Below are 26,372 nucleotides of genomic sequence, written 5' to 3' on the forward strand. Positions count from 1 at the left end.
AGAGGTCAGCGGGACGCTGTTGCCGTCAGAAGCCTTGCGCCAGGTTTGCGCCGAATTCAATGGGCCGGTTCTGTCGATCCACCGGTCGCACGCGCTGGCCGTCCTGCACCAGTTGGGTGCCGGCAGCGAGAATCCAGCTGTCCGGTGTCAGAGGGCCCTGGATTTCCGCAGTCTCGTCGCCAAAGCTGATTACGGTAATGCTGACTTTTTGCAGCGTCAGGGATTGCGGATCGAGCGCCCAGACATAGGCCTGGCCATCGTCTGCTGTGACCGCGGCCATGGGCACACTCAACCGGCCGCTGGTCGAGGGACTCTGTACAAACACCCGCGCGCTCTGACCCAGTTCGGCCTGAACCTGGTGGTTATCGAATGCGATGCGTGCTTCAAAGGTGCGAAGGTTCGGATCCGCTGCCGGTGACAGCTCGCGGATCTGGCCAGTAAATGGCATATCGGGGCGCGACCAGAGCTCCAGTGTGACCATTTGCCCGACCGCAAAACGGGTAAAGTCCTGCTCCGGCAGGTCGATGCGGACTTCCCGCTCACCATCGGCAGCGAGGGCGAACACGCTCTGGCCTGCTGCGACTATCTGCCCGGAATCCACCATGCGCCGGGCAATGATGCCGTCGCGCGGTGCCTTGAGGGTTGCGTAACCGACCTGGTTTTCCGCGACGTCCAGTTGGGACTGGGCATGGGACAGCTGGGCCGCACTCGAATCAAAGCGGGTTTGGATCGCCTCAAACTGGGATTCGCTCACCAGTTTCCGCGCGAGCAGGTCGCGATAGCGCGCAAGTTCCGCGTCGGCATTGCGATGCTCGGCTTTGGCTGCCGCCAGTTGCGCACGGGCGCTGTCCCGTTGCAGCAGCAGATCCCGCGCATCCAGCTTCGCCAGGGGCTGCCCCGCCTTGACTCGATCGCCGGTTTCCACCAATCGCTCAGTGAGTTCGCCACCGACACGAAAGGCCAGCGTGGGCTCATGCCGTGAGTGCACCTCGCCGGGATAAACGGCTAACTGCGCGCCGGATAAGGTCGGCTGGGCCACAATGGCCGGGCGGGGGGGCTTCTGCTGGCTGGACTCCGGGGCGGAGCAGGCGGCGATGGCCAGGGCCGCCACAGCGAATGCGTAGTGGCAAAGCTGGCGTGCGAGGGATGGTCTCGACACAGCGTTCATGTGTACCTCACTCCTTGTGGTTGACGTTTTCCCGGCAGGGCTCGATACCTCTGGCGCTGCGTTTATCGGCGGAAAAACTGGTACCCTTGTGGTTCTGATGTATTGCGAACAGGTAGGTGCCATTACAGGCGCCTTAAATACTATACTGGGCAGTATAGTAAGTATATTGAACTCATGAGTCCACTAATTGTGTGGGGCCGTTTGCGTGCTCGCGTCGTTGCCGCGGAAAGCGCGCTCTGATCGGGTTCACTGGAGGGTTCAGCGGAGAGAAAGTTGAGTAGGCCATGTCTGAACGAATGCTAACCGAGCCAAATACCGCCCGCGGGCGCCCGAAAGACCCGGCCAAACGCAGGGCGATACTGGAGGCAGCGAAGACGCTATTCCTTACGCACGGATTTGCCGGCACGAGTATGGACGCCGTAGCCGCGGAAGCAGGTGTGTCCAAACTGACGGTTTACAGCCATTTTTCTGATAAAGAGACGTTGTTCAGTTCTGCTGTCGCCGCCAAGTGCGAAAACCAGATGCCAATGCCGATGTTTACCCTGCGCGAGGGGCAGCCGGTAGAAGTGCTGCTGCAGCAAATTGGCGAAGCCTTCCTGGAAATGATCTACAGCGACGACTCGATGCAGATGATGCGCCTGATCAATGCGGTAGGTACGCAGGATCAAACCATGGCGCAGTTGTTTTATGCGGCGGGACCACAGCACATACAGAGCGCCATGTCGCAGTTGCTCGAACAGACCAATGCACAGGGGCAATTAAACATTCCCGATACCCTGCACGCCGGAGAGCTGTTTTTTGGCATGTTGCAGGGCGGATGCCGGCATATTCAGATCATGCTGGGCTGTAAAAACCCGCCGGCGAAGGAAGAAAACCGTGTCCATGTGGCGGAGGTCGTGCGCATCTTTATGCGCGCCTATGGTTGCTGAAGCCGGATAAGACCAGGCAAGAAAAAGGCCCGCCTGTGCTGCGGGCCTTTTTAATGTGCAGGGGTTTTCCTGATACTCCGGCTCAGCTGCGGATTTTGTAGCCGGTTCGGAAAATCCACCAGATTCCCGTCATACACAGCAGCAGGAACAGCAAGGTCATCCCCAGGCTCACCACCACATTGACATCGGAAATGCCGTAAAAGGCCCAGCGGAAGCCACTGATCAGGTACACCACCGGATTGAACAGGGTCACCTTCTGCCAGAATTCCGGCAGCATGTTGATGGAATAGAATGCCCCACCGAGAAAGGTCAACGGAGTGACGACCATCAGCGGAATTATCTGGAGCTTCTGGAAATCATCCGCCCAGACACCAATGATGAAACCGAACATGCTGAATGTCAGTGCCGTCAGAATGAGGAAAGCCACCATCCAGAAGGGATGGGCAATCTCGTAGTCTACAAACAGTCGCGCGGTGACCAGGATCAGCAGGCCCAGAATGACCGACTTGGTGGCCGCTGCGCCGACGTAACCTGCTACCACTTCAAACGCGGATACCGGTGCCGACAGCACTTCATAAATGGTGCCGGAAAACTTTGGAAAGAAGATGCCGAAAGAGGCATTGGAAATGCTCTCCGACAGCAGCGACAGCATGATCAGCCCGGGAATAATGAACGCGCCGTAGCTGACACCGTCGATATCGCCCATACGTGAACCAATGGCCGCACCGAATACGATGAAATAAAGCGAGGTGGACAGTACCGGTGAGGCAATACTTTGCATCAGGGTGCGCCAGGTACGCGCCATTTCAAATTTGTAGATGGCTCGGATGCCGTAGATATTCATAGTTACTCCTGATTCTTCACCCGGCCTGCTGGCGTTCATTCTGGTTCTGGTGCACCAGATTCACGAAAATTTCTTCCAGTGAGCTTTCGCTGGAGTGCAGATCTTTGAACTCGATACCCTGCTGGTTGAGACTGCGCAGCAGCTCGGCAATGCCGGTGTGCTCGCGCTGGGTGTCGAAGGTGTAGATCAGCTGATTGCCTTCGTCGGCAATTTCCAGGGCAAACGCCTGGAGAGCTTCCGGCAATTCGGTGATTGGCGCTTGCAACTGGATGGACAGCTGTTTTTTGCCCAGCTTCTGCATCAGGGTGTTTTTTTCTTCCACCAGTACGATCTGGCCGTGATTGATCACGCCGATACGATCCGCCATTTCTTCGGCTTCTTCGATGTAGTGGGTGGTGAGGATGATGGTGACACCAGATTCCCGCAAGCCGCGTACCATTTCCCACATATCCCGGCGCAGTTCCACATCGACACCGGCGGTGGGTTCATCCAGGAACAGGATGCGTGGTTCATGGGACAGCGCCTTGGCAATCATTACCCGGCGTTTCATGCCTCCAGACAGCGCCATAATGCGGCTGTCCTTTTTTTCCCACAGGGAAAGCTGGCGCAGGATCTTCTCAATGTAGGCGGGATCGGGTGCCTTGCCGAACAGGCCGCGGCTGAAATTTACGGTGGCCCAAACACTCTCGAATGAGTCTGTGGATAACTCCTGGGGGACAAGGCCGATTTTACTGCGGGCGGCACGGTAATCGCGCTGGATGTCGTGGCCGTCGGCGGTAACAGAGCCTGAAGTGGCATTGACGATGCCGCAGATGATACTGATCAGCGTGGTCTTGCCGGCACCGTTGGGGCCGAGCAGGGCGAATATCTCCCCTTTGTTGATATCCAGGCTGACGGATTTGAGTGCGGTAAAGCCACCGGCATAGGTTTTGCCGACGTCCTGTATGGATATGATCGGTTGCACGCTTCCCCCTGCTTGTTGTTCGGCGCCGGCCATTGTGCCCCGAAGGTTATAGCCGACGCCAGCGTGGGGCGTATTTTAATAATGTGCCGCGAATCGCTCTCAGTAACCGAAGATCTTGCGATAGAAATTCTGGGCGCTTTCGTAGGCGTCGTTGGCGGCTTCTTCGTTATAGGCGAGCGGGATACCGAACTTCTCACCCCTTGCGGTGGCGGCGGGATTGGTGAATCCGTGTTTGACGCCGGGGTAGCTGAACAGTTCGAAGTGCACACCGGCGGTTTGCATTTCGGTTACGAAATTGGCGACATCCGCAGCGGGGATCATGTCGTCACTGCCGCCGGTATGTACCTGCAGTTGCGCTTTGACATCGCCGGGCTTGATTTTGACATCGGTCTGCAGGGCGCCGTGGAAACTGACAACGCCTTTAAGCGGCAGACCGAGGCGGGCCATGGTGAGGGCAACCGCGCCGCCGAAGCAGTAGCCCTGGGCGGCAATCTCGCCGGGCTCTACGGTTTCGTGCTGGTTGATGAGGTCGAGTGCGGCCTGGAAGCGTTTCAGCGGTGCACCTTCGGTTTCCAGTGTCTTGTTCATCAGTGCGGCGGCGTCGGTGGGGTTGTCGGCACCGACGTTCGTGCCATACATGTCGAGGGCGAACGCGGTATAGCCTTCGGCGGCGAGGCGCTCGGCTTCTTCCCTGGTAAAGTCATTCAGGCCCCACCATTCGTGTACGAGCAGGATCGCCGGGCGCTTGCCTTCAATGCTCTCGTCGTAAGCCAGGTAACCGGTAAAAGATTCGCCGTCGACGGTGTATTCGATTTCTTCGGTGTACACGTTGTCCTCCTTGGTTTTGGGGATTCGAAAATAGTTTGCAGAGGTTAGTCGGGTGCTTTGAGCAAAGCAACGACGAAGGGCACTTTGTGGGTGGCAGTTCCTGGGCCCTCTCCGCGGGAATTGGCGCTACTGATTAGGCTGTCGGTATCTTGAATCTGTTGGCGGAATAATATCGCCGTCCTCGTCCAGCTCAGGAAAGGGCAGTCCGTGTTTTTCGCAGTACTTCACCATCTTCGGGTGCATCCAGCGGAACAGGATGTCCTTGATTGCCGGGTCTTCTTCATCGATTGTTTTATTGTCGTACATGCCGGCCTTCTGCCGCTGGTGCATGGCTTCCTGCAGGATGATCGCGGCGGCAACGCTGACGTTGTAGCTTTCCACCATGCCGATGATGGGGATGGTGACGTGGTCGTCGGCGTGCTCGGCGGCGTAGTCGCTGAGGCCGAGCTTTTCGGCCCCCATGATCAGGGCGAAAGGGCGGGTATAGTCGGCTTCGCGGAAGTCGATAGCGCGGTCGGACCAGTGGGCGGCGTAGAGGTGCATGCCGCGACTTTTAAGTTCGGCCATGCCGCTCTGAATATCCGGATAGACGCAGTTACCAGTGAATCGGCCGCTGCCGCCGGCGGTGTTGTGGTACAGGATGTGGCCGTAGCTGGGCTGCACCATATGGATCTCGGGGATACCGACAGCGTCTGCGGTGCGCAGCATGGCGGAGATGTTCTGGCCTTTGTGCACCTGGTCGGTGAGCAGGGTCATGTCGTTCTGGCGCTGGCGGAGCACCTGTTTGAATTTCTCGTAGCGGGCGCGGCTCATGGTACTTCTATCTGATTCGGTCTTTGATTGGCCGCGGATTATAGCATTGTGGGTTTGTGGTCCGTACTTGCCGGACTTTGTTGACGCGAATGCGCCCCCCTTAAACCCATTCCTGAACCCTCAATACCCGGTGCGTTACCTTCGCATCTGAGAGGTTACAGTTCGACGATCGAGTAGTGCTCTACTTCCGGGAATGGATCGTAAAAATGGTGGAGCAGGGCTTTCCAATCCTGGTATTGGGAGGACTTCCTGAAGCCTTCAGTATGGTCCTCGAGCGTTTCCCAGTTCGCCAGAAGTAGGTAGCGGTTTTCTTTCTCTACACATCTCTGTAGTTGGTGATTGATATGGCCCGGCATGGAGGAAATGATGTTTTGGGCTTGGGCAAACGCTAATTCAAATTCTTCATGCAGTCCGGGTTTAACATCCAGTATTGCCACTTCAAGAATCACAAGGCTACTCCCTGGCCAAAATATAAAGTGGCTCAATCAAAGCACAAAACGTGGAACAAAGGCAAAGTGCTGGGGCGGGGTTTCAGGATCGTCGCAAACAGGATGTTTGCGTCGAAGCGCCCAAGGGTGGGTTTACCGCGGTCCTGAAACCCGCCCCCAGTAATTTGCCGCAACAGAACCATCTTACTCGGAACCACAAGGCTACTTTAACGGTGCTGCAAAGGGCTCAACAGTAACCCAGTCCCCGGTTGCGCAGTCGCTACCCTCACGGGGCAAGACCACAAAACAGTTGGCCTGGGCAAAGCCGGAAAGAATGTGGCTACCCTGTATGCCCCGCGTTTCCACAACCTGGATCCCGTCTTCATCACAATAGGTGTAGCCTCGCTGGAAATCCGTCCGTCCCGGCTTTTTGCGAATACTGTTTAACAGGCGCGCCCGGGTCTGTAGCGGCGGCTGGCGTTGTGTATCCGCGGTGCCGCGGAGCTTTTCCAGTGCCGGAATCACGAGTTGGTAAAGGGTGACAATGGCGGACACCGGGTTGCCGGGCAATCCAAAGAACAGCGTTTCCCCGCTTGCCTTCGGCAGTTTGCCAAAGGCAAAAGGTTTGCCCGGCTTGATTGCCAGTTTCCAGAACCCGATCTCGCCCAGCTCCTGAAGTACGGTCTTGGTGTAATCCGCCTCGCCAACCGAAACCCCACCACTGGTGAGTACAAAGTCAGCATTGTCCCGCGCGTGCATGAATGCCTCGCGAATTTTGCCCGGCTCATCGGGCCAGCAGCCCAGGTCGAGGATCTCCACATCCAGCTGCTCCAGTGCAGCTTTCAGGGCAATACGGTTACTGTCGTAGATATCACCATCGCCGAGCTCGGATACCGGGGTGCCGATAGGCCTGAGCTCGTCGCCAATAGACAGCAGCGCCGCTTTGATGGGGCGCAGAACCGTCACTTCCGCGACGCCCGCCGCTGCGAGCAGCGCAATATGCGGCACTTTGATTTTGCTGCCGACCGGGATCAGGCATTGGCCGGTATGCACATCCTCACCGCGGCAGCGGATATTTTCCCCCGGACTGGCGGCACGGCTCTGGGTGAGCTGGTCGCCTTCAAGGGTACAGTTTTCCTGCATCTGTACCCGATCGGCTCCAGTGGGCACTGCGGCGCCGGTCGTGATACGCGTGGCCTGTCCCGGCTCAAGGCTGCCGTTAAACGGGTGGCCGGCGAGGCTTTTGCCAATCACTGTATAGCGCTCAAAGCCGCCACTAAGGGCATACCCATCCATGGCTGAATTGTCGCAGGGGGGAAGATCGAGGGCGGCCAGCACGGGTGCGGCCAGGACTTTTCCACAGGCTTCGCCCAGCGGGATGGTTTTGGTCTCGGTGATGGGGGTGATGCTGTCGATCAGCATTTGCTTTGCCGCTTCTACAGAGCGAAGGCCGTTTTCTGCACAGGTGTCTGACATTGCGATAGCCGTATTTTTTGTCTTCTTGCAGGGGAAGATAGCCGGACAACATTAGTCCTGCCAAGTGGCAGCTGCAGCCAATGAGGGGGGAAGGTGGGACACGTCTCGCTGGGAGCGTGCGGACGGTAATTTTCAGATCACTTTTAAGGATCAGAACTTGAGTTCGAATTGCAGCCAGAACTTATCCGTATCCGTGCTGAAATCGTCGGCATCATATGTAGCGTATTTGGCCAGTACTCCGATGTTTTTGCTAATCGCGTAGGTGGCAACCAGATCCAGCTCGTTGCCGTAATCCCGGCTATTGCGGTCGCTATAGAACTTATGCAGCGTGGCAGCGAACTTGATGTCGTACACCGTTACTGTGCCACCCGCGTAGAAATCGCGGATGCCATCAACTGGCGTGGTGAGAAATTTGTCGTCATAGCCCTGGAACTTGTGCAGGGTGGCCAGCGGGGTCTGGTAGGACCACTCGTCGTCCCCGGTGAGCCATTCGGTTCCGGCCAGCGCGGTAAACTTGTACGTTTGCAGGGGCTTGGTAGAGATTTCGGCGTTGTAGTATTCGGCCTGGTAGTCGAGCGGGTTTTCACCGGTATCTTTTTGCACCGCCGCACGCAGGTGCCAGCGAAAACTGGCGCAGTCCACGGCCCACTTGAAGCCGAGGGTTGAGCTAGCCAGCCGCTCCTGGTCATGGAAGTTGAGGCCGTAGAAAAATCCGCTCAATGTGTGACCGGGCCTGACCTTGTAATCGACCGTCAGGGCATTGACCGGTCCGGTGATGTCGCTGTCGTCGCCATCCGGACCAAAAATCCGGTTGACGTTCCAGACGTAGAAATAGTCTGTGGACAACCGATCGTTAAAACTCCACTGGGCGCGAAATGCGTCGTACGTCTGTTCGTTTTGCCGCCAGCCAACACCGCCAAAGAAACGTTGGTCATCCAGGTTGATGCGTTGCCGGCCAGCCGTAAACAGGCCACTATCCGCCGCATAGCTGATCTGGGCGCGATTCATTTCGCTGTAATCGGGATCGGCAATGACCGGAAAATCCGTCCTGCCGTTTTCCGTATTGTTGAATTTCTCACTACTGATATAGGTGACATTGTCGCCCTCCAGCAGTACCTGTAATCCCTGGAACCTGGCGCTGGTCCAGGTGAGCTGGCTGCGCAGGGTGCCGGCGGTTGCGTGGTGGGGGAAACTGACTTCGCGAACATGCTCATAGCGGGGACGGAAATTCAGGTCGACGGTGCTGTCACCAATCATGTCTCCAGCGGTTTTTGCGATATTCTCGTCGGCCAATGCCGCAGGAGAGAGCGCATTGGCTGCAATAGCCGCGGCTTTGGCACTGAAAAGAAAAAGGCGCCAAGTGTGAAAATTTCCGCAAGGCATGAATTTCTCCCTGAAAGCATGCGTCATGCCATTGGATTGCGATGTATTCATCGTCCGTACGGCACATTCCTTGACTCAATCTAGCCGATATATGGCGAATGTCGCGAGGTGGGGGGAAGTGCGGTATTTTCGCAGGTGGGTTCCACGGCTTTCCGGTAACCATATCCGCATTAAAACAGCACCTGCGCGGGCATCCGGCTCGATCATTGCAACTGATTTCACCGCATAAGCGCGATAAATTGACTATTTACATCGGCGCCAGAGTCAGGATCGCGTTAGTATCCAGCTCTGTGGCATGGTAGTTGTTGTAATGCGTGCGACGCGATCCGCTGATATCAATGATTTTTCCGCCAGCGGATCCTGACCGTATCTCTCACGGGGAAACGTGATTAGCTATCTTGATAAGTAAGTAACTCGAACAATCTGGCAAAAACACCGAGCCTTCCGCGCTAAGTGGGAGCTGTGTACCGGAGCTTCCGGGCACCGCGACTATAGGTGCTGTGGGCCGTGGGCAAGTCAAACTGTCCACCAGGGCCGGCGGAGAAATCTTCCGGCCTCCCGACTTGGAAAGGCGTTCAATGCTGACAGACAACCACGGCCGCAGGTTTTATTACCTGCGCCTATCCGTGACCGACCAATGCAACTTCCGCTGCAGTTACTGCCTGCCGCAGGGGTATCGGCAGACGGACTTCAATCCAACACTGACGGCGGGCGATATGCTTACCGTCGTGCGCGCTTTTGCCCGCCTTGGTACTCGCAAGGTTCGCCTTACCGGGGGCGAGCCCTCTTTATTCCGGGAGTTGCCCTGGGTCATTGAGCAGGTGGCAGCAACGGCAGGTATCCAAAAAGTCGCGATAACCACCAATGGCTACAAGCTCCCGAAAGTGATCGATGACTGGCACAGGGCCGGCCTCGCGCAATTAAATGTGAGTATCGACAGCCTGGACGCTGCCGAGTTCGCCAGCATGACCGGACATGACTGTCTACCGGCGATACTGAACGGTATCGAGCGGGCGCTGGCGTTGGGAATCACCACCAAGGTCAACGCGGTATTGCATCACGAGGGCAGCCGCGAGCGCCTCGGGCGGTTTATGGGGTGGTTGGCGGATACGCCGGTTACCCTGAGGTTTATCGAGCTGATGCAGACCGGTGAGAATCGCGATTATTTCGTTAGCAATCATCTGCGCGGGAACGAAATCGAATCCCATCTGCTCGAGACCGGCTGGCGCATGGTGCCCAGGGCGCTGGACGATGGCCCGGCCCGAGAGTATTGCCACCCGGACTATCGCGGGCGGATAGGTTTGATTACGCCCTACGCAACGGATTTCTGCCAGACATGCAACCGGCTGCGGGTCTCGGCGCAGGGACGGCTGCATTTATGCCTGTTCGCCGACCAGGGAATCGAGATGCTGGATGTAATCCGTGAAGGTGACAGCGAGGCGTTGGCACAGCATATTCAGCAGCTGATGTCCGGCAAGGCTGCCAGCCACCAGCTTCATCAGGGACAGGTGGGACAAACCCGCAACCTGGCAATGCTTGGGGGGTGATGTATTCACGGCCTTGGCACCAGGCGTTTGCACCATCAGTGTCGCTCACTGGTGTCGATGAACCAATAATGCGTGGGTCGCAAGGATGACGTTACCAGAAGTCGGTTCAAATACGATCAATGTCTGCCCGGTAGTCCTGGCCGGAGGATTATCCAGCCGCATGGGGCGCGATAAGGCCCTGCTAAAATTACCCAACGGACGCACGATGCTGGAGCAGGCCAAAACCCTGCTGGGAGAGCTGGCCGCCCCGGCTGCGGTCGAGCTGCTGCCAACCGTGGTAAGCGGCACGCGTCCCGGAGGCGTGCCGGATCGCTTTGAGGCTGCGGGGCCGCTTGGTGGCCTCTATTCGGTCGCACTGCATTTGCAGGAGAACGCCACTGACTGTGAGGCGCTGTTAGTGGTTCCCGTGGACATGCCCTTACTGCGGGCGGCACATTTGCGCACGCTGTGTGTGGCTGGCCGCTGTGTTGAGCAGGCGGTGTTTTTCGAAAATTACTTCCTGCCTTGTTGGCTGCCGATGAATCTGCGGTGTATCGAGTACCTTGAGGCGGCGGCCCGGGGGGACAGTATTCCCTCGATGCGCGCACTGTTTGGCTACCTGGGCTGTATGCAGTTGCCCGCGCCCAGTGGCGACTGGCATATGAATGCCAACCGTCCGGAAGAATTTGTTCAGATCATGAACTTGATTGAGCGCTGAAAGTGATCCGAGCCAGTCACAGCCTGGCGGGGGAGCGAAGCGGGATTTTGTGAAGACCAAGAGAGCAAGATGACAAACCAAACAACAACCTCCACGTCCGGCCACGGTGGCGGGGCTTTCAAACCGCTAAATATTGCGGTGCTGACGGTTTCTGATACCCGTACCGAAGCCAATGACACCTCCGGCCAATACCTTGCCGAGGTATTGCAACAGGCCGGGCACTGTCTCAGTGATAAGGCGATTGTTCCGGATGATATCTATATTTTGCGGGCGCAGGTTTCCGCGTGGATTGCGGATCCTGAGATTCATGTGATCCTGTCCACCGGCGGTACCGGATTCAGCGGGCGGGATTCCACGCCAGAAGCACTGGCTCCCCTGTTCGACAAGCAGGTGGAGGGATTTGGTGAGGTTTTTCGCGCAATCTCCTATGAGGAGATCGGATCCTCCACCATCCAGTCCCGTGCACTGGCCGGGTTAGCCAATAACACCCTGATCTGCTGCATGCCGGGTTCCACTGGTGCCTGCCGCACGGCCTGGGAAAACTTGCTGCGGGAGCAGCTGGATGCGCGGCACAAGCCGTGTAACTTCGTGGGGCATTTGACTAACCCGAAGCGCTGAGTGGCCAGGCGCATGTGGGAGATCCGTCAGCGCCTGTTACTCGCCCTGCCTGGTTGCGGCTATCTGGCCGCGCTATTCATTTCTTTGTTGCTGGCGCTTACGGCCTGTAGTGAGCGCCAGTCCAGGACACTGCGGCTCGCGGTCGACGCGAGCTTTGTGCCCGCGCTGGAATCTTTACGAGAAGATTTTGAGCGCAATTGTCGATGTACGCTCCATATCACTGGTGCCGCCTCTGGACTGTTGTACGGCCAGATCAGGGCGGGCGCCGACTTCGACATTTTTCTCTCCGCCGACGGCGTGCGCCCCGCTCTGCTTTACCGGGATGGGCTTGCGGTTCCTGCCAGTCTCCAGACGTATGCCCGTGGCCAGCTTGCCCTTTGGGTAAGTCGCCGGTTGATGGCAAGTGTTGCCAGTCCCGAAATTCCCGACATTTCCATGCTGGCCAGTTTGCCGGCCGCAGAGTTGACGCCCCGGCAACTGATACTGGTATTGGGGCGGGGTAAACACAAGGTTGTTGTAGCCGACCCCCAGCTGGCGCCAGACGGCGATGCGGCGGTAAAAATGTTGAAAGCGCTCAGGCTATGGCCCCGCATGCGTGAGCGCATGGTGTATGCCAACCATGGCGGGCACGCACAAATCATGTTGTTGCAGGGAGAAGGCGATATGGGGTTGGTGCCCTACAGCCAGGCCTTGCTTTCCGGTAGCGGCGGAGAATATATGCGTGTCCCGGGACGATTCTATCCGGCGATTAATCAGCAGCTGGTCATCCTTAGGGGAACCCGGGAGCGCACCCTGGCGATTAAGTTTGTCCAATTCTTGTTGTCCAGTGAAGTCCAGCAACGCTTGCCTGAAGTCGGATTCCTGCCCGCAAACCCGGGAAAAGGTAGTTAAATTACACGGAAGCGAATATCGAATGACACGTTTCGCCCCGCGCCGCTGAAAATTGACTACCAGAATAGTATGGAAAAATTAGGGGCAGGCATTTAACGCACCACTATTTTTTAAATTAATAGTCACGTATTCCATTGCTGAATTATATCTATGTCAAATGGTTATTCGGCAGCAAAACGAATTGGAATGTTTAATTAAATATTTCCTTATATGTGACTTTCTAGCACTGCTGCTGATTGCTTGTTTATTGGTGAAAACGAAATTAATTTGTTCGAATGACACAAATAAGCAGCAAACTGGTTGCGTCTGTAACGTAATTAGCGCTTTTTTATCCAGATTTCGCGTTTCTCAATAAAAAACAATAAAACGATTAATAAGAATCCTCTATTTCCTTTGGGGGTTATATTTACTTCTAATGCTCTGGCTTACCGAAATGTATTTAATGCTTCCGCGGAATTCTTTTCCGGGGGTGCTCGAATTCACCCCGAATTCAGTATTAAATGTCAGCGGTACCTATCCGCTCCAATTTTTGTGGAGCGCTATAACAACGACAATTTATAAACGGGAGCTAAAACGGTGATTATTGCCATACCGAAGGAAACTGCGCCAGGCGAGGCGCGGGTAGCGGCAACGCCAGCCAGCGTAAAACGATTACAGGCGCTTGGGTTTGACGTTGCGATTGAAAAAGGTGCCGGGGAGGCTGCCAGCTTTCCGGATGCTGAATATGAACAGGCTGGCGCCAAAATTTGCCAGAATGCTGCCGAGTGCCTGAGCGAAGCTGGGATCGTACTCAAGGTACAGGCTCCGAACGAAACCGAATTGGACTTGATCCCCAGCGGTGCAACCCTGGTGGCATTCCTGAAACCAGCGCAAAACGGCGAGCTGCTGCAGAAACTCGCTGACCGAGATATCAATGCCCTGGCAGTGGAATCCATTCCACGGATCTCCCGTGCACAGAAGATGGACGCGCTGAGTTCCATGGCCAATATCGCCGGATATCGTGCGGTGATCGAAGCCGCACACAATTTCGGTCGCTTCTTCACCGGGCAGATTACGGCGGCGGGCAAAATCCCACCGGCCAAGGTGCTGGTTATTGGTGCCGGCGTAGCGGGACTTTCTGCCATTGGTACCGCCAAAAGTATGGGCGCGATCGTGCGTGCATTCGATACCCGTGCGGAAGTGCGCGAGCAGGTAGAGTCCATGGGCGCAGAATTCCTCACGATAGAAATCGAAGAGGAAGGTTCCGGTACTGGCGGTTATGCCAAGCAAATGTCCAAGGAGTTTATCGATGCAGAAATGGCCTTGTTCCGTGAGCAGGCCAGAGAAGTCGATATCGTCATAACCACAGCCCTGATTCCGGGCAAGCCGGCACCGAAGCTGTGGTTGGCAGACATGGTGGATTCCATGGCTGAAGGTTCCGTGGTTGTGGACCTGGCGGCGGAAATGGGTGGTAACTGTGATTACACCGTAGCAGAAGAGCGGGTAGTGAAAAGTGGTGTGACGATACTCGGCTACACCAATCTGCCCAGCCGCGCGGCCACCCAGTCTTCGACCCTTTATGCCACCAACCTGTGTCACCTGCTAACGGATATGACCCCGGAGAAAAACGGCGAGATTGATATCAATTTCGACGATGAAGCGATCCGCGGTGCCACCGTGGTGAAACAGGGGGAAATCACCTGGCCACCGCCCCCACCCAAACTGTCGGCCGCGCCGCAGCAGGCGAAGAAACCCGAACCGCAGATTCAGGTTGAACCGAAGCCCGAGAAGAAAACCTCGCCGTTGTCACTGGTGGCCTTCTGGGCGGTTGCAGGCCTGCTTCTGCTGTTACTGGGCAAATCTGCGCCGGCTGATTTTGTGGCGCACTTTACCGTGTTTGTATTGTCGATCTTTATCGGCTGGCAGGTGATCTGGAATGTGTCCCATGCCCTGCATACGCCGCTGATGAGTGTGACCAACGCCATTTCCGGCATCGTGATTATTGGTGCGCTCCTGCAAGTGGGGGCTACTGGTTCCTTCCTGGTAACCGTGATGTCATTTGTGGCTGTACTGTTTGCCAGTATCAATATCTTCGGTGGTTTTTTCGTAACCCACCGTATGCTGAAAATGTTCCGTCGCTAAGGGGAAGCAGGTATGAATAGTGTAATTTCCATGGCTTATCTGTTCTCCGCGGTGATGTTCATCCTGAGCCTCGGCGGCCTTTCCAGCCACGAAACCGCACGTCGCGGTAACATTTACGGCATGGTCGGGATGGCCGTTGCCATCATTGCCACGGTTGCCGGCATAGCTTCCGGGGCCTACCTGCTGGTCGGGATTGCTATGGCCGTTGGGGCCGTGATCGGTATCCACCTGGCACGCAAGGTTGAAATGACCGCAATGCCACAGCTTGTAGCCCTGCTGCACAGTTTCGTCGGCCTGGCTGCTGTGCTGATCGGCTGGGGCGGCTATCTGGATCCGCGCGTGAATCTCGAAGGGGCTGCCCATATTGTTCACAATTCCGAGATTTATATCGGCGTGTTCATCGGCGCGATCACCCTGACCGGCTCGATTGTCGCGTTCGGCAAGCTGCAGGGGCTTATTTCCGGTAAACCGCTGATGCTGCCGGCACGGCACTGGCTGAACCTGATCGCAATCCTTGCATGTGTGGTATTGGGGGCGCAGTTCATCCCGGCGGATGTGGGCCCGGCGACCATCATCAATCTGCTGGTAATGACTTCCATCGCGCTGCTGCTGGGGATTCATCTGATCGCCGCCATTGGCGGGGCGGATATGCCGGTGGTGATCTCGATGCTCAACAGCTATTCCGGATGGGCGGCCGCCGCCACCGGCTTTATGCTGAGCAATGACCTGCTGATCGTGATCGGTGCGCTGGTTGGTTCCTCCGGTGCCATCCTCAGTTACATCATGTGCCGCGGCATGAACCGCTCCTTTGTCAGTGTCATCCTGGGCGGGTTTGGCTCAGATGGTGGTGAGGCCGCCGGCGATGGCGAAGTGGAAGGCGAAGCCGTTGCAACGACCTATGATGAGCTGGCTGAGGACCTCAAAAATGCCGGCAGTATTGTCATCGTGCCGGGGTTTGGTATGGCGGTGGCCCATGCGCAGCAGGCGGTGAGCGATCTGACTGAAAAGCTGCGCAAAGCGGGCAAGACGGTGCGGTTTGGTATCCACCCGGTTGCCGGTCGCCTGCCCGGGCACATGAACGTGCTGCTGGCGGAGGCCAATGTGCCCTATGACATCGTGCTGGAGATGGAAGAGATCAACGATGATTTCCCGGAAACAGATCTGGTACTGGTTATTGGTGCCAATGACACGGTGAACCCGGATGCCGTGGAAAAGCCTGGCTCCCCGATTGCTGGAATGCCCGTGCTGGAAGTCTGGAAAGCAGGAAAAGTGGTTGTGCTGAAGCGCTCCATGGCCTCCGGCTATGCAGGCGTTTCCAATCCACTGTTTTATAAGGAAAACTCGCGGATGCTGTTTGGCGATGCGAAAGACAGTTTGCAGACTGTGCTTGGCAAGCTGACACCCGCTTAACAGGCGCTGTTGTTGATAAGACTGCGGCCGGGTGCCCAATGGGGTCGCCCGGCGCTCTTGTCGGTGGTAATCTCTGATGCTTGCATATCAATTAATAAGAAAGATCCCATGATGCAGGCACGCACATCTACTGGCACTTTCCGTGCAATTTACACCCCGCTTTTCGTTTTCTGCCTTTCTGCGTTGAGCGCTTGTGGAGGCGGCGGGTCCTCGTCGTCATCGTCAAATTTGAACGGCGGTGATATCGGCGCGGGAAGTGGCGATTCCGGAAGTGACAATACCAGTTGGGAGTCCGGTGTTTTTCTCCCGGCCGAAACCTTCGCCAATCGCTGCGAATCGCCGCGCTCGGGGATCAACCCGTCCACAAATCAGGCTTACGCCGATGTGAAGGGCAGTACCCTGGATGAAAACTACTGGCTGCGGAGCTGGAGCAACGACCTGTATCTCTGGTACAGCGAAATTCAGGATCGGGATCCCGAGGGCTACAGCACGGAAGAGTATTTCGACCTCCTGAAAACGACGGCACTGACCATGTCGGGAACGCCGAAAGACCAGTTCCACTTTGCCGTGCCAACAGATGAGTGGATCGCGCAATCCCAATCCGGTGCATCGGTAGGTTACGGGCTGGAGTGGAGCCTGCTTCGGGCAACGCCGCCGCGCAAAGCCGTAGTGGCTTATACCGCACAGCAGGACGCAGCCGGCCTGCCGCCGCGCGGTGCTGAGATTCTGGCCATCGATGGCTACGATATCGACGTAAACACAGAGGTCGGTATCGACGCACTCAACGCGGGACTCTTCCCTTCCCGGGAAGGTGAAGTTCACCGCTTCCGCTTCCGCTACCCGGACAGCACGGAAGTGGAGTTATCACTGACCGCGGGTGTGGTGATTTCGGATCCAGTCCAGTACGTCAAAGTGGTCGACGGGGCGATGCAGCGCAAAGTGGGGTATATGCTCTTCAATGACCACATTGCTACTGCGGAAAAGGAGCTGGTTGACGGCGTGTCTACCCTGAGAGCCGAAGGCATCGATGAGCTGGTGCTTGATCTCCGCTACAACGGTGGCGGTTACCTGGCCATAGCCAGCCAGCTTTCCTACATGATTGCCGGTGAAGCAGCGACGGCAGGAAAGGTCTTTGAATCACTCCAGTTCAATGACAAGCATCCGGAGACCAACCCGGTCACCGGAGAGCCGCTGATTCCAGCCCCTTTCTACAACGAAACCCTGGGCTTTTCTGCCGCAGGCGGTGTGGCGCTGCCTACGCTGAATCTCTCCCGTGTCTTCGTGATTACCGGGCCAAATACCTGCTCTGCGAGCGAGTCCATCATCAATAGCCTGCAGGGTATCGACGTGGAAGTGGTACAAATCGGTGCTACTACGTGTGGGAAGCCCTATGGCTTCTACCCTGAAGACAACTGTGGAACCACTTACTTCAGCATCCAGTTTCAGGGTGTAAACGACAAAGGCTTCGGCGATTACGCCGATGGTTTTGCGCCGAGTGGTGCGGGTGGCCCCGGTGTGGAGGTTACCGGTTGTTCAGTAGGTGACGATTTTGATCACGCACTGGGGGACATCAATGAGGCTCGCTTTGCGACGGCGCTGGAGTATATCAACTCCGGTTCCTGCAGCAGTATGTTTGCTGCCAGCGCAGCGCAAACAGCGACGGCCAGCCGCCTCTCGGCGGATGGAAATGTTGTGAAAACCGCCTGGCGGGAAAACCGTATTTATGTGAGGTGACCGGCATGAAAGCTTCTACCGCAAGGTTTATAGCCTGCACCGCAATGATGGGCGCTCTGATTTCCTGTGGTTCACTTAACGCCACAAGCCCTGAGCGGCCAGCCATTATTGTTGGCGCGACGTCCGAAGGCCGAGCGGAATTGCAAAGAGTGCTCGAGGAGGCCAACTATGGCGCGCCGGTTACAATTTCGGAGTCGGCGTTTACCGACAGCAGCCAGTTGATTCTCGAGCAGGGGCGCTTGTTGAACCCGACTCAGCGTATGCTTAACGGCAGGGATCTCGGCAAGCCGCGGATTTTCCACCTGGTCTCCAGGGCCGAGGAATGTTGGCTGATTCGCGCTGCAGATGGCCAGCGTTGGCGCCTGACCAATATCAATTGCGTACCCGAAAGCTGATATGGAACGCCTGAACCGTTGTTATATGAGAGAGGTTTTGTTGTGAAAGCGCTGAAGAACAGCATTCTTCTGGCAGCTGGACTGTTGGCTGGCTCAATGGCCAGTGCCGAGCCCGTTACCCAAGTGTTCATGGCCGGTGACTCGACCATGGCCATTAAAGAGATCAAGGATTATCCGGAAACCGGCTGGGGTGTCCCGTTCGCCTATTTCTTTGACGACAGTGTGAAAGTGGAAAATCGGGCGAAGAATGGCCGCAGTACCCGCACCTTCATAGAAGAGAAGCGTTGGGCGGGCATAATGCAGGAACTGAAGCCCGGGGATTACGTGATTATTCAGTTTGGCCATAACGATGAGTCTGAAAGCAAAAAGGATCGTTACACGACGCCGGAGCAATACAAAGACAATCTATCCCGTTTTATCAATGATGTACGCAGCGCTGGCGCTGAGCCTATACTGCTGTCGCCGATCACCCGCCGGTATTTCGAAAGCAGAAACAAGATCAAGCTCACCCACCCCTACGCACCGCTGGTTCGTGAAATTGCCGCAAGGGAAAAAGTGCAGTTTATCGATATGGAGGTGGTAACCCGCGAGTACTTTCAGGCAATGGGAGATAAGGATTCGGCGCTGCGCTTTATGCATATCGCCCCTGGCCTGCACCCGAATTACCCCGTTGGGGTGCGCGACGACACGCACCTGAACCAGCTCGGTGCTCGGGAAGTGGCACAGCTGGTACTGGCGGAATTGCGCAAACTGGATCATCCACTGGTCAAGCGTCTGCGTACTGCGGATGCAAAGCACCTGGCTCTCAAATATTAATTCAAGAATTAAAACGAAAAAGGGCCTCCCACTTGCCGTTGGAGGCCCCTAGTGCTCAGTAAGGATAAAAGCAGGTCGCAGGTGTCAAGCGGCCATGCTTTCCATGCCAGATCAGCGGAGAAGGTTGGAGAGGCGCGCGTTCGGCTTGTCTGCCTTGCGCAGGATCAGGGCGATCTTGCCGATCTCCTGAACCAGCTCGGCGCCGCTCGCCCGGCACAGCTCGGCGATCAGTTCCTTGCGCACGTCCCGCTCATTCACGGCCAATTTGACCTTGATCAGCTCGTGGTCATTGAGTGCTCGGTCGAGTTCTTCCATGACGCCCTCGGAGAGGCCTTTGTCGCCAATGGTCACGATAGGTTTCAGATTGTGACCGAGTGTGCGCAGGGCTTTTTTACGGTCGGCGGTTAAAGGCATACAATACTCCATCCTTACAGCAGGAATTCACAGTAGGATTAATGGGCAGGCTCCGGTTTGGAATGTAAAACGGGGGCTTGCTGAACGGCGAAGCAGGTGGTCACGGAATGAGGTGAGCCTTCTGCTCAGTCGCCACACTCGCCCGGGTACCAGTCGGTCATCCAGAAGATGCCGCAGACCCGTGACCAACCCAATTAATGATGTATTGTAACTGATGGCCCGATCGAAGAGCAGCCACCGCTGGCTGCGAGAACATTTTAACGACCCCTACGTCAAGCAATCCCAGAAAGATGGCTACCGCTCCCGTGCCTCATATAAGCTGCAGGAACTGCAGGAGAAAGACCGCCTGTTCCGCCCCGGCATGACCGTGGTGGATCTCGGGGCGGCGCCGGGTGGCTGGTCACAGGTGGCGATGGAACTGGTTGGTCACAGTGGCCGGGTTCTGGCGTCCGATATCCTGCCGATGGACCCGCTGGCGGGGGTTGACTTTGTACAGGGCGACTTCACAGAAGAGAAGGTCTTCGAAGAGCTGCTGCAAAAGCTGGGTGAAGAGCGCGCCGACCTTGTGATTTCGGATATGGCCCCCAATATGAGTGGAGTGCGTGCAGTTGACCAGCCTGCATCTATGTACCTGGTCGAGCTGGCGGTTGATATGGCCCGCCAGATCCTGAAACCCGGCGGCGCTTTTGTTGCCAAAGTGTTCCAGGGCGAGGGTTTCGACGATCTGATTCGGGATTTGCGGAGTAATTACCAGACCGTGGTAACCCGCAAGCCTGGCGCATCCCGGCCGCGTTCTCGCGAGGTCTATGTGGTAGCGCGAGGGTTCAAGGGCTGATTCGCGGATTTGGGCTGGATCGCCCGCTGTGGTAAAAGGACGCGCGAATTGAATTCTGACCCGCTGGGTCTCATCGGTGGTGTAATTTGTGCCACCGAAACCGATTTTTAGAGCCGCCTATACTGGGTGGAACGGATTTACCTGCTAAGGCAATGGCAAGAGGGCAAACCCTTTGAACGATATGGCAAAGAATCTGGTGTTGTGGCTGATCATCGCCGCGGTGCTGCTGATGGTCTTCCAGAACTTCAAGCCGCAATCCCGGGATGAGTCCATCAGCTATTCCGCCTTTGTGCAGGATGTGCAGTCAGGCCAGGTCAAGAGTGTTCTGGTGGATGGGCTGGTCATCACCGGTGAGAAGGCCGATGGCAGCCATTTCAAGACCATTCAGCCACAGATCATCGACGATGAGCTGACCAACGAAATGGTTCGGGGGGGCGTGAAGTTCAACGGTCGCGAGCCGGAATCCCCCAGTATCTGGCAGCAACTGCTGGTGGCGAGCTTTCCAATCCTGATCATTATCGCGGTGTTCATGTTTTTCATGCGCCAGATGCAGGGTGGGGCAGGCGGACGCTCAGGCCCCATGGCCTTTGGCAAAAGCAAGGCGCGCCTGCTGGGTGAAGACCAGATCAAGACCACGTTCGCCGATGTAGCCGGTGTTGATGAGGCGAAAGAGGATGTGCAAGAACTTGTCGAGTTCCTGCGCGATCCCTCCAAGTTCCAGCGCCTTGGCGGCAATATTCCCCGCGGTGTACTGATGGCGGGACCTCCTGGTACTGGTAAGACCCTGTTGGCCAAGGCGATCGCCGGTGAGGCCAAGGTGCCCTTCTTCTCCATTTCCGGTTCTGACTTTGTGGAAATGTTCGTGGGTGTCGGTGCCTCCCGGGTACGCGACATGTTCGAGCAGGCCAAGAAACAGGCCCCCTGCATTATCTTTATCGACGAAATCGATGCTGTCGGCCGCCATCGTGGCGCTGGCGTAGGTGGTGGTCACGACGAGCGTGAGCAGACCCTGAACCAGCTGCTGGTGGAAATGGATGGTTTTGAAGGCAATGAAGGCGTAATCGTGATTGCCGCGACCAACCGTCCGGATGTGCTGGATGCGGCGCTGCTGCGCCCGGGTCGTTTCGACCGCCAGGTATTTGTCGGCCTGCCGGATATCCGCGGCCGTGAGCAGATCCTCAAGGTACACATGCGCAAGGTACCACTGGATGAGCGCGTCGATGCCCAGACCATTGCGCGGGGCACGCCCGGCTTTTCCGGTGCGGACCTGGCGAACCTGGTTAATGAAGCGGCACTGTTCGCTGCCCGTGCCAACAAGCGTATGGTAACCATGGACGAGTTCGAGCGCGCCCGTGACAAGATCATGATGGGGGCCGAGCGCAAGTCCATGGTGATGAATGAGAAAGAAAAGACCAATACCGCCTACCACGAAGCTGGTCACGCGATTATTGGCCGCCTGGTGCCCGAGCACGATCCGGTGCACAAGGTGACCATTATCCCCCGTGGACGGGCGCTGGGTGTTACCCAGTTCCTGCCGGAAGAAGACAAGTACAGCCTGTCCAAGCGTGCCCTGGAGTCGCAGCTCTGCTCACTGTTTGGTGGCCGTATCGCCGAGGAAATGACCCTGGGCGTGGATGGTGTGACTACCGGTGCCTCCAATGACATCGAGCGTGCCACCGATATCGCCCGTAACATGGTCACCAAGTGGGGCTTGTCTGAAAAGCTTGGTCCGCTGCACTACGGTGAAGACGAAAGCGGTCAGCCCGGTCACGGTAACCCGATTTCCGGCAAGACCTCGAATGAGATCGACGCAGAAGTACGCCGTATCATCGATGACTGCTATGCGCGTGCCAGCAAGTTACTGGAGGAAAACCGGGATATTCTTGAGGCGATGAAAGATGCGCTGATGGAGTACGAGACCCTGGATGCAGAGCAGGTCGATGACCTGATGGCTCGTCGCAAGGTACGCCCCCCCAGAGACTGGCATAACAACGACTTCGGCCCTGGAGATGGCAATGGCTCCACTGGCCAGCCGGAAGATGCCACGGACACCGCCAAAGATGGTGACAGCTCGGTTGGTGGGCCTGTTAACGGCCACTGATACGGCGTCTATAAACCCTGGGATTCCCGGTTACCGGCCGGAGTCCCCTCTCGAGCGGGCTAATAGCCCGCTTTTGCGTGCCGGGCTGGCACCTCCACCGAAATCAGTAGTTTCCTACCCATGCAATTAGTCTGCGGCAACCGTACCCTCGATCTCACCACCCCTCAGGTGATGGGCATACTTAACACCACCCCGGACTCGTTTTCCGATGGGGGCAGTTATTACCAGGGCGGAAAGCTGAGCCTCGATATCGCACTGCAACGGGCTGAGCAGATGTGTGAAGAAGGGGCGACGCTGATCGATATCGGCGGGGAGTCCACACGCCCCGGTGCTGAGCCGGTGACCGAGCAGCAGGAGCTGGATCGCGTGGTACCGCTGGTGGAGGCGATCAGCCAGCGCCTTGATGTCGTGATCTCCGTCGACACGAGTACTCCCGCGGTGATACGTCAGTCGGCGTCAGCCGGAGCAGGGCTGGTCAATGATGTGCGTGCCCTGACGCGCGACGGCGCTCTGGAGGCCGCGGTGGCAACAGGCTTACCCGTATGCCTTATGCATATGCAGGGTGAGCCCGGCACCATGCAGGCCCAGCCTGAGTATGCAGATGTGGTGGGCGAAGTCAGGGGATACCTGATGGAGCGGATGGCGGCCTGCACCGCCGCGGGTATTCCACGGAATAAGGTCGTGCTGGATCCGGGATTTGGTTTTGGTAAGAACGACGTTCACAACCTTACCCTGCTGCGTCGCTTGCGTGAGCTGGCGCCCGCGGATGTGCCACTCTTGGTTGGCATGTCGAGAAAGTCGATGGTCGGTCGCTTGCTGAACCGGGAGGTTGGCGAGCGGCTACCCGGCAGCCTGGCACTCGCCATGCTCTCGGCGCAACGGGGGGCGCGCATCATTCGTGTGCATGATGTGGCGGCTACCGTGGACGTGCTGCGGATGCAGCAATTAGTGGACCTGCATTCAGATGTATCGGCTGGTTGAAAATCAACAACTTACAACAACAGTCAATCGAATTCGTAGAGCTAAGGCGAAGTGATCATGGCGAGAAAATATTTTGGTACCGATGGCATTCGAGGCCACGTTGGGGAAGGGGTGATCACTCCGGACTTTATGCTCCGTCTGGGGTATGCGGCAGGTAAGGTGCTTGGGGCCGGCAACCGTGCCGGCGGCCGGAGCCGTATCCTGATCGGCAAGGATACCCGGGTGTCCGGGTATATGTTTGAAGCGGCCCTCGAGGCTGGTCTGATCAACGCCGGCGTCGATGTCGGATTGCTCGGGCCGATGCCAACCCCTGCCATTGCCTATCTCACGCGCACCTTCCACGCGCAGGCGGGTATTGTCATCAGTGCCTCCCACAATCCCTATCAGGACAACGGTATCAAGTTTTTCAGTGGCGACGGCAGCAAGCTCCCGGACCAGGTTGAGCTGGAAATTGAAGCGGCGCTGGACCTGCCAATGACAACTTCCAAGGATCTCGGCAAGGCCTGGCGTATCGATGACGCAGTGGGCCGCTATATCGAGTTCTGTAAAGCCAGCACGCCGTGGCGCTACTCCCTGGAAGGCCTGAAAATCGTCCTCGATTGCGCCAATGGGGCGACCTATCACATTGCGCCAAAAGTGTTCCGCGAACTCGGCGCAGACATTCACGCAATCGGCACCCAGCCTGATGGCCTGAACATCAACCTGAACTGCGGATCCACCAAGCCGCAAGAGCTGCAGAAAGCTGTAGTGGAGCAGGGGGCAGACCTCGGTATCGCGTTTGACGGTGATGGCGACCGCGTGATGTTTGTAGATCGCCACGGTGCCCTGGTCGATGGGGATCAGCTGTTGTTTTTGATTGCGATCCACCGCCAGCAATTCCTCGGCGGTTGCAGTGGCGTCGTCGGTACTCAAATGAGCAACTATGGCTTCGAGCTGGCCCTGCGTGAACGCAAGATTCCGTTCGGCCGTGCCAAAGTGGGGGATCGCTATGTGCTGGAGATGATGCACGCCAATGGCTGGACCCTGGGCGGAGAGTCTTCTGGGCACATCGTCTGCACCGACGTGACCACCACTGGCGACGGTATTATCTCCGCGCTGCAGGTACTGCGGGCGGTCAGCGATTTTGGCGAGTCCCTCGACCAGCTCACCCAGCGTATGCAGATGTTGCCCCAGCACATGATCAATGTGCGCCTGGCGAGCCGTGAAGGAGTACTCGAGGACGCGGAGGTGCAGACCGCCGTCGCGGAGGCTGAACGCGAGCTGGCCGACAATGGCCGTGTACTGCTGCGCCCTTCTGGCACCGAACCGTTGATCCGGGTTATGGTCGAGGGCAAGGATGCGGCCTTGGTCGAGCACCTGGCTGCCGGTATTGCGAAAGTAGTTGAGCGTATCGGCAACCGCTGACAAAATCCCGGCCACCCAGCTGGCCTTGTCAGATGGGTGGCCGGAAGTTATTGATATTTCGATAAATAGTGTGATTTTCCGGTTGTATGTTGCCGGCAATATCGCTAAGATTTGCGCCCCTTGGAGGAGCACTGATGCGCACACCCCTGGTAGCAGCCAATTGGAAAATGCACGGCACGCAAGCGTTCGCGCGGCAACTGCTGGCTGATCTGGAAAAGGGTTTTGCGTCGAGCAGCTGCTCTGCGCAGGTTCTTATTTGTCCGCCATTTCCTTACCTGTCACTGGTCGGGGATGTTGCCGGAGAAACTGTAGCCCTCGGGGCTCAGAACCTGAGTGAGCAGAAAAATGGTGCCTTTACTGGTGAAGTATCTGCAGAGATGCTTCTCGATTGTGGCGCCAGTTATGTGCTTGTCGGTCACTCGGAACGTCGCAGCCTGTATGGTGAGAGCGACGAGCTGGTGGCAAAAAAGTTTGCTGTGGCCAAGTCCAGCGGGCTGATCCCGGTACTCTGTATCGGGGAATCGCTTGAAGAGCGCGAAGCCGGTAAAACCCTCGAGGTGGTTGCCGGGCAGCTCAACGCGATAGCTTCCCAGGGGCTCGAGAGCCCTTGGCAGGATACCGTGATTGCCTACGAGCCGGTTTGGGCGATTGGTACCGGAAAAACCGCCACGCCGGAGCAGGCGCAGGAAGTGCACCGGTTCATCCGGGAGCAGCTTGGTGAAGCTGGTGTCAGCACGCAAATCCTCTACGGAGGTAGCGTAAAGGCTGATAATGCGGTTGAGCTTTTTGCGCAGCCGGATATTGATGGCGCGCTGGTTGGTGGTGCGTCATTGAAAGCAGAAGAATTCGTAAGTATCTGTTGCGCAGCGGACTAAGCGGCGCCAGGTCAAAAATTTAAACGGGCAGAGTCCCAGCACAGCAGGTTTTCTGGACAATGGAAAAACTGGTTTTAGTGGTTCACATTCTGACAGCCTTGGCTATCATTGGCCTGATTCTGATTCAGCAGGGCAAGGGTGCAGAAGCGGGTGCCTCCTTCGGTGCGGGTGCGTCCCAGACCGTTTTTGGTAGCCAGGGTAGCGGAAATTTCTTTTCCCGCTTGACAGCAATTTTTGCGACAGTATTCTTCGTCACCAGCTTCGGCCTGGCCATCCTCGCCAGCAACAAAAACGAAGCTAGCGTGGATGCGGATCTGCCAAGCATCCCGGCAGCGGTAGAGCAGCGCGGTGAAGCACCGGCAGTGCTCGAATCTGATATCCCTGAAGTTCAGGAGCAGGCTCCGGCCGCAGATGAACTTCCTTCTGCTGAAGAAGCTCCGCAAGCTGAAATGCCGGAAGCTGACAGCGAAGAGCAAACTGAGGAGCAGCCTCAGTAAGCCGGAAGGCTGAATAAAACTGCAAGTTTTTGCCCAGGTGGTGGAATTGGTAGACACGCTATCTTGAGGGGGTAGTGCGCTATGCGCGTGCGGGTTCAAGTCCCGCCCTGGGCACCACATTGAAAGCCGGCTTGATCCGGTATCCTTCCGAAAGCCCCGCACTGCGGGGCTTTCGTGTTTCTGGGATGTCTATCTCCCGGCCA

Annotated in this window: 25 protein-coding genes, 1 tRNA gene and 1 riboswitch; of the genes, 17 read left to right on the forward strand and 9 right to left on the reverse strand. The window is 56.9% G+C overall.

What is annotated here, in order from left to right; all coding sequences use genetic code 11:
• Positions 1-25 precede the first annotated feature (25 nt).
• Entirely contained in the window at positions 26-1,168 is a 1,143-nt protein-coding gene (locus ACNKU7_RS03505) for an efflux RND transporter periplasmic adaptor subunit (protein ID WP_418295571.1), read from the reverse strand.
• Positions 1,169-1,452: 284 nt separating this feature from the next.
• Here ACNKU7_RS03505 and ACNKU7_RS03510 point away from each other — a divergent pair, with 284 nt between their 5' ends.
• Positions 1,453-2,097 carry a TetR/AcrR family transcriptional regulator gene (locus ACNKU7_RS03510; protein ID WP_418295572.1) on the forward strand — a complete coding sequence of 215 codons (645 nt, stop codon included), beginning with the start codon at positions 1,453-1,455 and terminating at the stop codon, positions 2,095-2,097.
• A gap of 82 nt (positions 2,098-2,179) precedes the next feature.
• On the opposite strand, the gene ACNKU7_RS03515 is transcribed toward ACNKU7_RS03510, so the two are convergent.
• The 7 genes from ACNKU7_RS03515 to ACNKU7_RS03545 form a co-directional block, all read right to left on the reverse strand.
• Positions 2,180-2,941, reverse strand: coding sequence for an ABC transporter permease (locus tag ACNKU7_RS03515; RefSeq protein WP_418295573.1), 762 nt, complete (start codon positions 2,939-2,941; stop codon positions 2,180-2,182).
• Between the two features lie 16 nt (positions 2,942-2,957).
• Entirely contained in the window at positions 2,958-3,905 is a 948-nt protein-coding gene (locus tag ACNKU7_RS03520) for an ABC transporter ATP-binding protein (protein ID WP_418295574.1), read from the reverse strand.
• A 99-nt stretch (positions 3,906-4,004) separates the two neighbouring features.
• Complete coding sequence (locus ACNKU7_RS03525) at positions 4,005-4,733, reverse strand: dienelactone hydrolase family protein (protein ID WP_418295575.1); 729 nt, start codon at positions 4,731-4,733, stop codon at positions 4,005-4,007.
• 126 nt (positions 4,734-4,859) lie between these two features.
• Positions 4,860-5,546 carry a tRNA (guanosine(18)-2'-O)-methyltransferase TrmH gene (gene trmH, locus ACNKU7_RS03530; protein ID WP_418295576.1) on the reverse strand — a complete coding sequence of 229 codons (687 nt, stop codon included), beginning with the start codon at positions 5,544-5,546 and terminating at the stop codon, positions 4,860-4,862.
• A 155-nt stretch (positions 5,547-5,701) separates the two neighbouring features.
• The gene (locus ACNKU7_RS03535) at positions 5,702-5,995 is read right to left on the reverse strand and encodes an antibiotic biosynthesis monooxygenase family protein (RefSeq protein WP_418295577.1); all 294 of its coding nucleotides are present in this window, start codon (positions 5,993-5,995) and stop codon (positions 5,702-5,704) included.
• A 201-nt stretch (positions 5,996-6,196) separates the two neighbouring features.
• Entirely contained in the window at positions 6,197-7,450 is a 1,254-nt protein-coding gene (moeA, locus tag ACNKU7_RS03540) for a molybdopterin molybdotransferase MoeA (RefSeq protein ID WP_418295578.1), read from the reverse strand.
• A gap of 150 nt (positions 7,451-7,600) precedes the next feature.
• Positions 7,601-8,833 carry an alginate export family protein gene (locus ACNKU7_RS03545; RefSeq protein ID WP_418295579.1) on the reverse strand — a complete coding sequence of 411 codons (1,233 nt, stop codon included), beginning with the start codon at positions 8,831-8,833 and terminating at the stop codon, positions 7,601-7,603.
• Between the two features lie 421 nt (positions 8,834-9,254).
• Positions 9,255-9,423, forward strand: a riboswitch (molybdenum cofactor riboswitch).
• On the opposite strand from ACNKU7_RS03545, the gene moaA reads away from it, so the two are divergent.
• From moaA to ACNKU7_RS03590, 9 genes are all read left to right on the forward strand, one after another.
• A complete protein-coding gene (gene moaA, locus ACNKU7_RS03550; RefSeq protein ID WP_418295580.1) occupies positions 9,412-10,380 on the forward strand; it encodes a GTP 3',8-cyclase MoaA in 969 nt (322 codons plus the stop codon). It overlaps the preceding riboswitch by 12 nt.
• A gap of 85 nt (positions 10,381-10,465) precedes the next feature.
• On the forward strand, positions 10,466-11,077 hold the full coding sequence (gene mobA, locus ACNKU7_RS03555; protein ID WP_418295581.1) for a molybdenum cofactor guanylyltransferase: 612 nt from the start codon (positions 10,466-10,468) through the stop codon (positions 11,075-11,077).
• A 69-nt stretch (positions 11,078-11,146) separates the two neighbouring features.
• Positions 11,147-11,695 (forward strand): molybdenum cofactor biosynthesis protein B, encoded by a 549-nt coding sequence (gene moaB / locus ACNKU7_RS03560; RefSeq protein WP_418295582.1) that lies wholly within the window; start codon positions 11,147-11,149, stop codon positions 11,693-11,695.
• A 12-nt stretch (positions 11,696-11,707) separates the two neighbouring features.
• Positions 11,708-12,586 (forward strand): molybdate ABC transporter substrate-binding protein, encoded by an 879-nt coding sequence (gene modA, locus ACNKU7_RS03565; protein WP_418295583.1) that lies wholly within the window; start codon positions 11,708-11,710, stop codon positions 12,584-12,586.
• Between the two features lie 576 nt (positions 12,587-13,162).
• Positions 13,163-14,707, forward strand: coding sequence for a Re/Si-specific NAD(P)(+) transhydrogenase subunit alpha (locus ACNKU7_RS03570; protein ID WP_418295584.1), 1,545 nt, complete (start codon positions 13,163-13,165; stop codon positions 14,705-14,707).
• Between the two features lie 12 nt (positions 14,708-14,719).
• Entirely contained in the window at positions 14,720-16,117 is a 1,398-nt protein-coding gene (gene pntB / locus ACNKU7_RS03575) for a Re/Si-specific NAD(P)(+) transhydrogenase subunit beta (RefSeq protein WP_418295585.1), read from the forward strand.
• Positions 16,118-16,345: 228 nt separating this feature from the next.
• Entirely contained in the window at positions 16,346-17,851 is a 1,506-nt protein-coding gene (locus ACNKU7_RS03580; protein ID WP_418295586.1) for a S41 family peptidase, read from the forward strand.
• Positions 17,852-17,856: 5 nt separating this feature from the next.
• Positions 17,857-18,246, forward strand: a complete 390-nt coding sequence (locus tag ACNKU7_RS03585) for a hypothetical protein (protein WP_418295587.1) — start codon at positions 17,857-17,859, stop codon at positions 18,244-18,246.
• A 96-nt stretch (positions 18,247-18,342) separates the two neighbouring features.
• Entirely contained in the window at positions 18,343-19,062 is a 720-nt protein-coding gene (locus tag ACNKU7_RS03590; protein ID WP_418295643.1) for a rhamnogalacturonan acetylesterase, read from the forward strand.
• Positions 19,063-19,173: 111 nt separating this feature from the next.
• Here the strand turns inward: ACNKU7_RS03590 and yhbY are convergent, their stop codons facing one another.
• Complete coding sequence (gene yhbY / locus ACNKU7_RS03595) at positions 19,174-19,476, reverse strand: ribosome assembly RNA-binding protein YhbY (protein WP_418295588.1); 303 nt, start codon at positions 19,474-19,476, stop codon at positions 19,174-19,176.
• 214 nt (positions 19,477-19,690) lie between these two features.
• On the opposite strand from yhbY, the gene rlmE reads away from it, so the two are divergent.
• From rlmE to ACNKU7_RS03630, 7 genes are all read left to right on the forward strand, one after another.
• A complete protein-coding gene (gene rlmE, locus ACNKU7_RS03600) occupies positions 19,691-20,311 on the forward strand; it encodes a 23S rRNA (uridine(2552)-2'-O)-methyltransferase RlmE (protein WP_418295589.1) in 621 nt (206 codons plus the stop codon).
• 181 nt (positions 20,312-20,492) lie between these two features.
• The gene (gene ftsH, locus ACNKU7_RS03605) at positions 20,493-22,412 is read left to right on the forward strand and encodes an ATP-dependent zinc metalloprotease FtsH (protein ID WP_418295644.1); all 1,920 of its coding nucleotides are present in this window, start codon (positions 20,493-20,495) and stop codon (positions 22,410-22,412) included.
• 120 nt (positions 22,413-22,532) lie between these two features.
• Positions 22,533-23,393, forward strand: coding sequence for a dihydropteroate synthase (gene folP, locus ACNKU7_RS03610; protein ID WP_418295590.1), 861 nt, complete (start codon positions 22,533-22,535; stop codon positions 23,391-23,393).
• Between the two features lie 57 nt (positions 23,394-23,450).
• Complete coding sequence (glmM, locus tag ACNKU7_RS03615; protein WP_418295591.1) at positions 23,451-24,797, forward strand: phosphoglucosamine mutase; 1,347 nt, start codon at positions 23,451-23,453, stop codon at positions 24,795-24,797.
• Between the two features lie 134 nt (positions 24,798-24,931).
• Positions 24,932-25,672, forward strand: coding sequence for a triose-phosphate isomerase (gene tpiA / locus ACNKU7_RS03620; RefSeq protein ID WP_418295592.1), 741 nt, complete (start codon positions 24,932-24,934; stop codon positions 25,670-25,672).
• Positions 25,673-25,731: 59 nt separating this feature from the next.
• Positions 25,732-26,169 carry a preprotein translocase subunit SecG gene (gene secG / locus ACNKU7_RS03625; protein ID WP_418295593.1) on the forward strand — a complete coding sequence of 146 codons (438 nt, stop codon included), beginning with the start codon at positions 25,732-25,734 and terminating at the stop codon, positions 26,167-26,169.
• Positions 26,170-26,200: 31 nt separating this feature from the next.
• Positions 26,201-26,286 (forward strand) — tRNA-Leu (locus ACNKU7_RS03630).
• The last annotated feature ends 86 nt before the right edge of the window (positions 26,287-26,372 follow it).

It is taken from the genome of Microbulbifer weihaiensis, from assembly GCF_048323715.1.
GTDB lineage: Bacteria > Pseudomonadota > Gammaproteobacteria > Pseudomonadales > Cellvibrionaceae > Microbulbifer.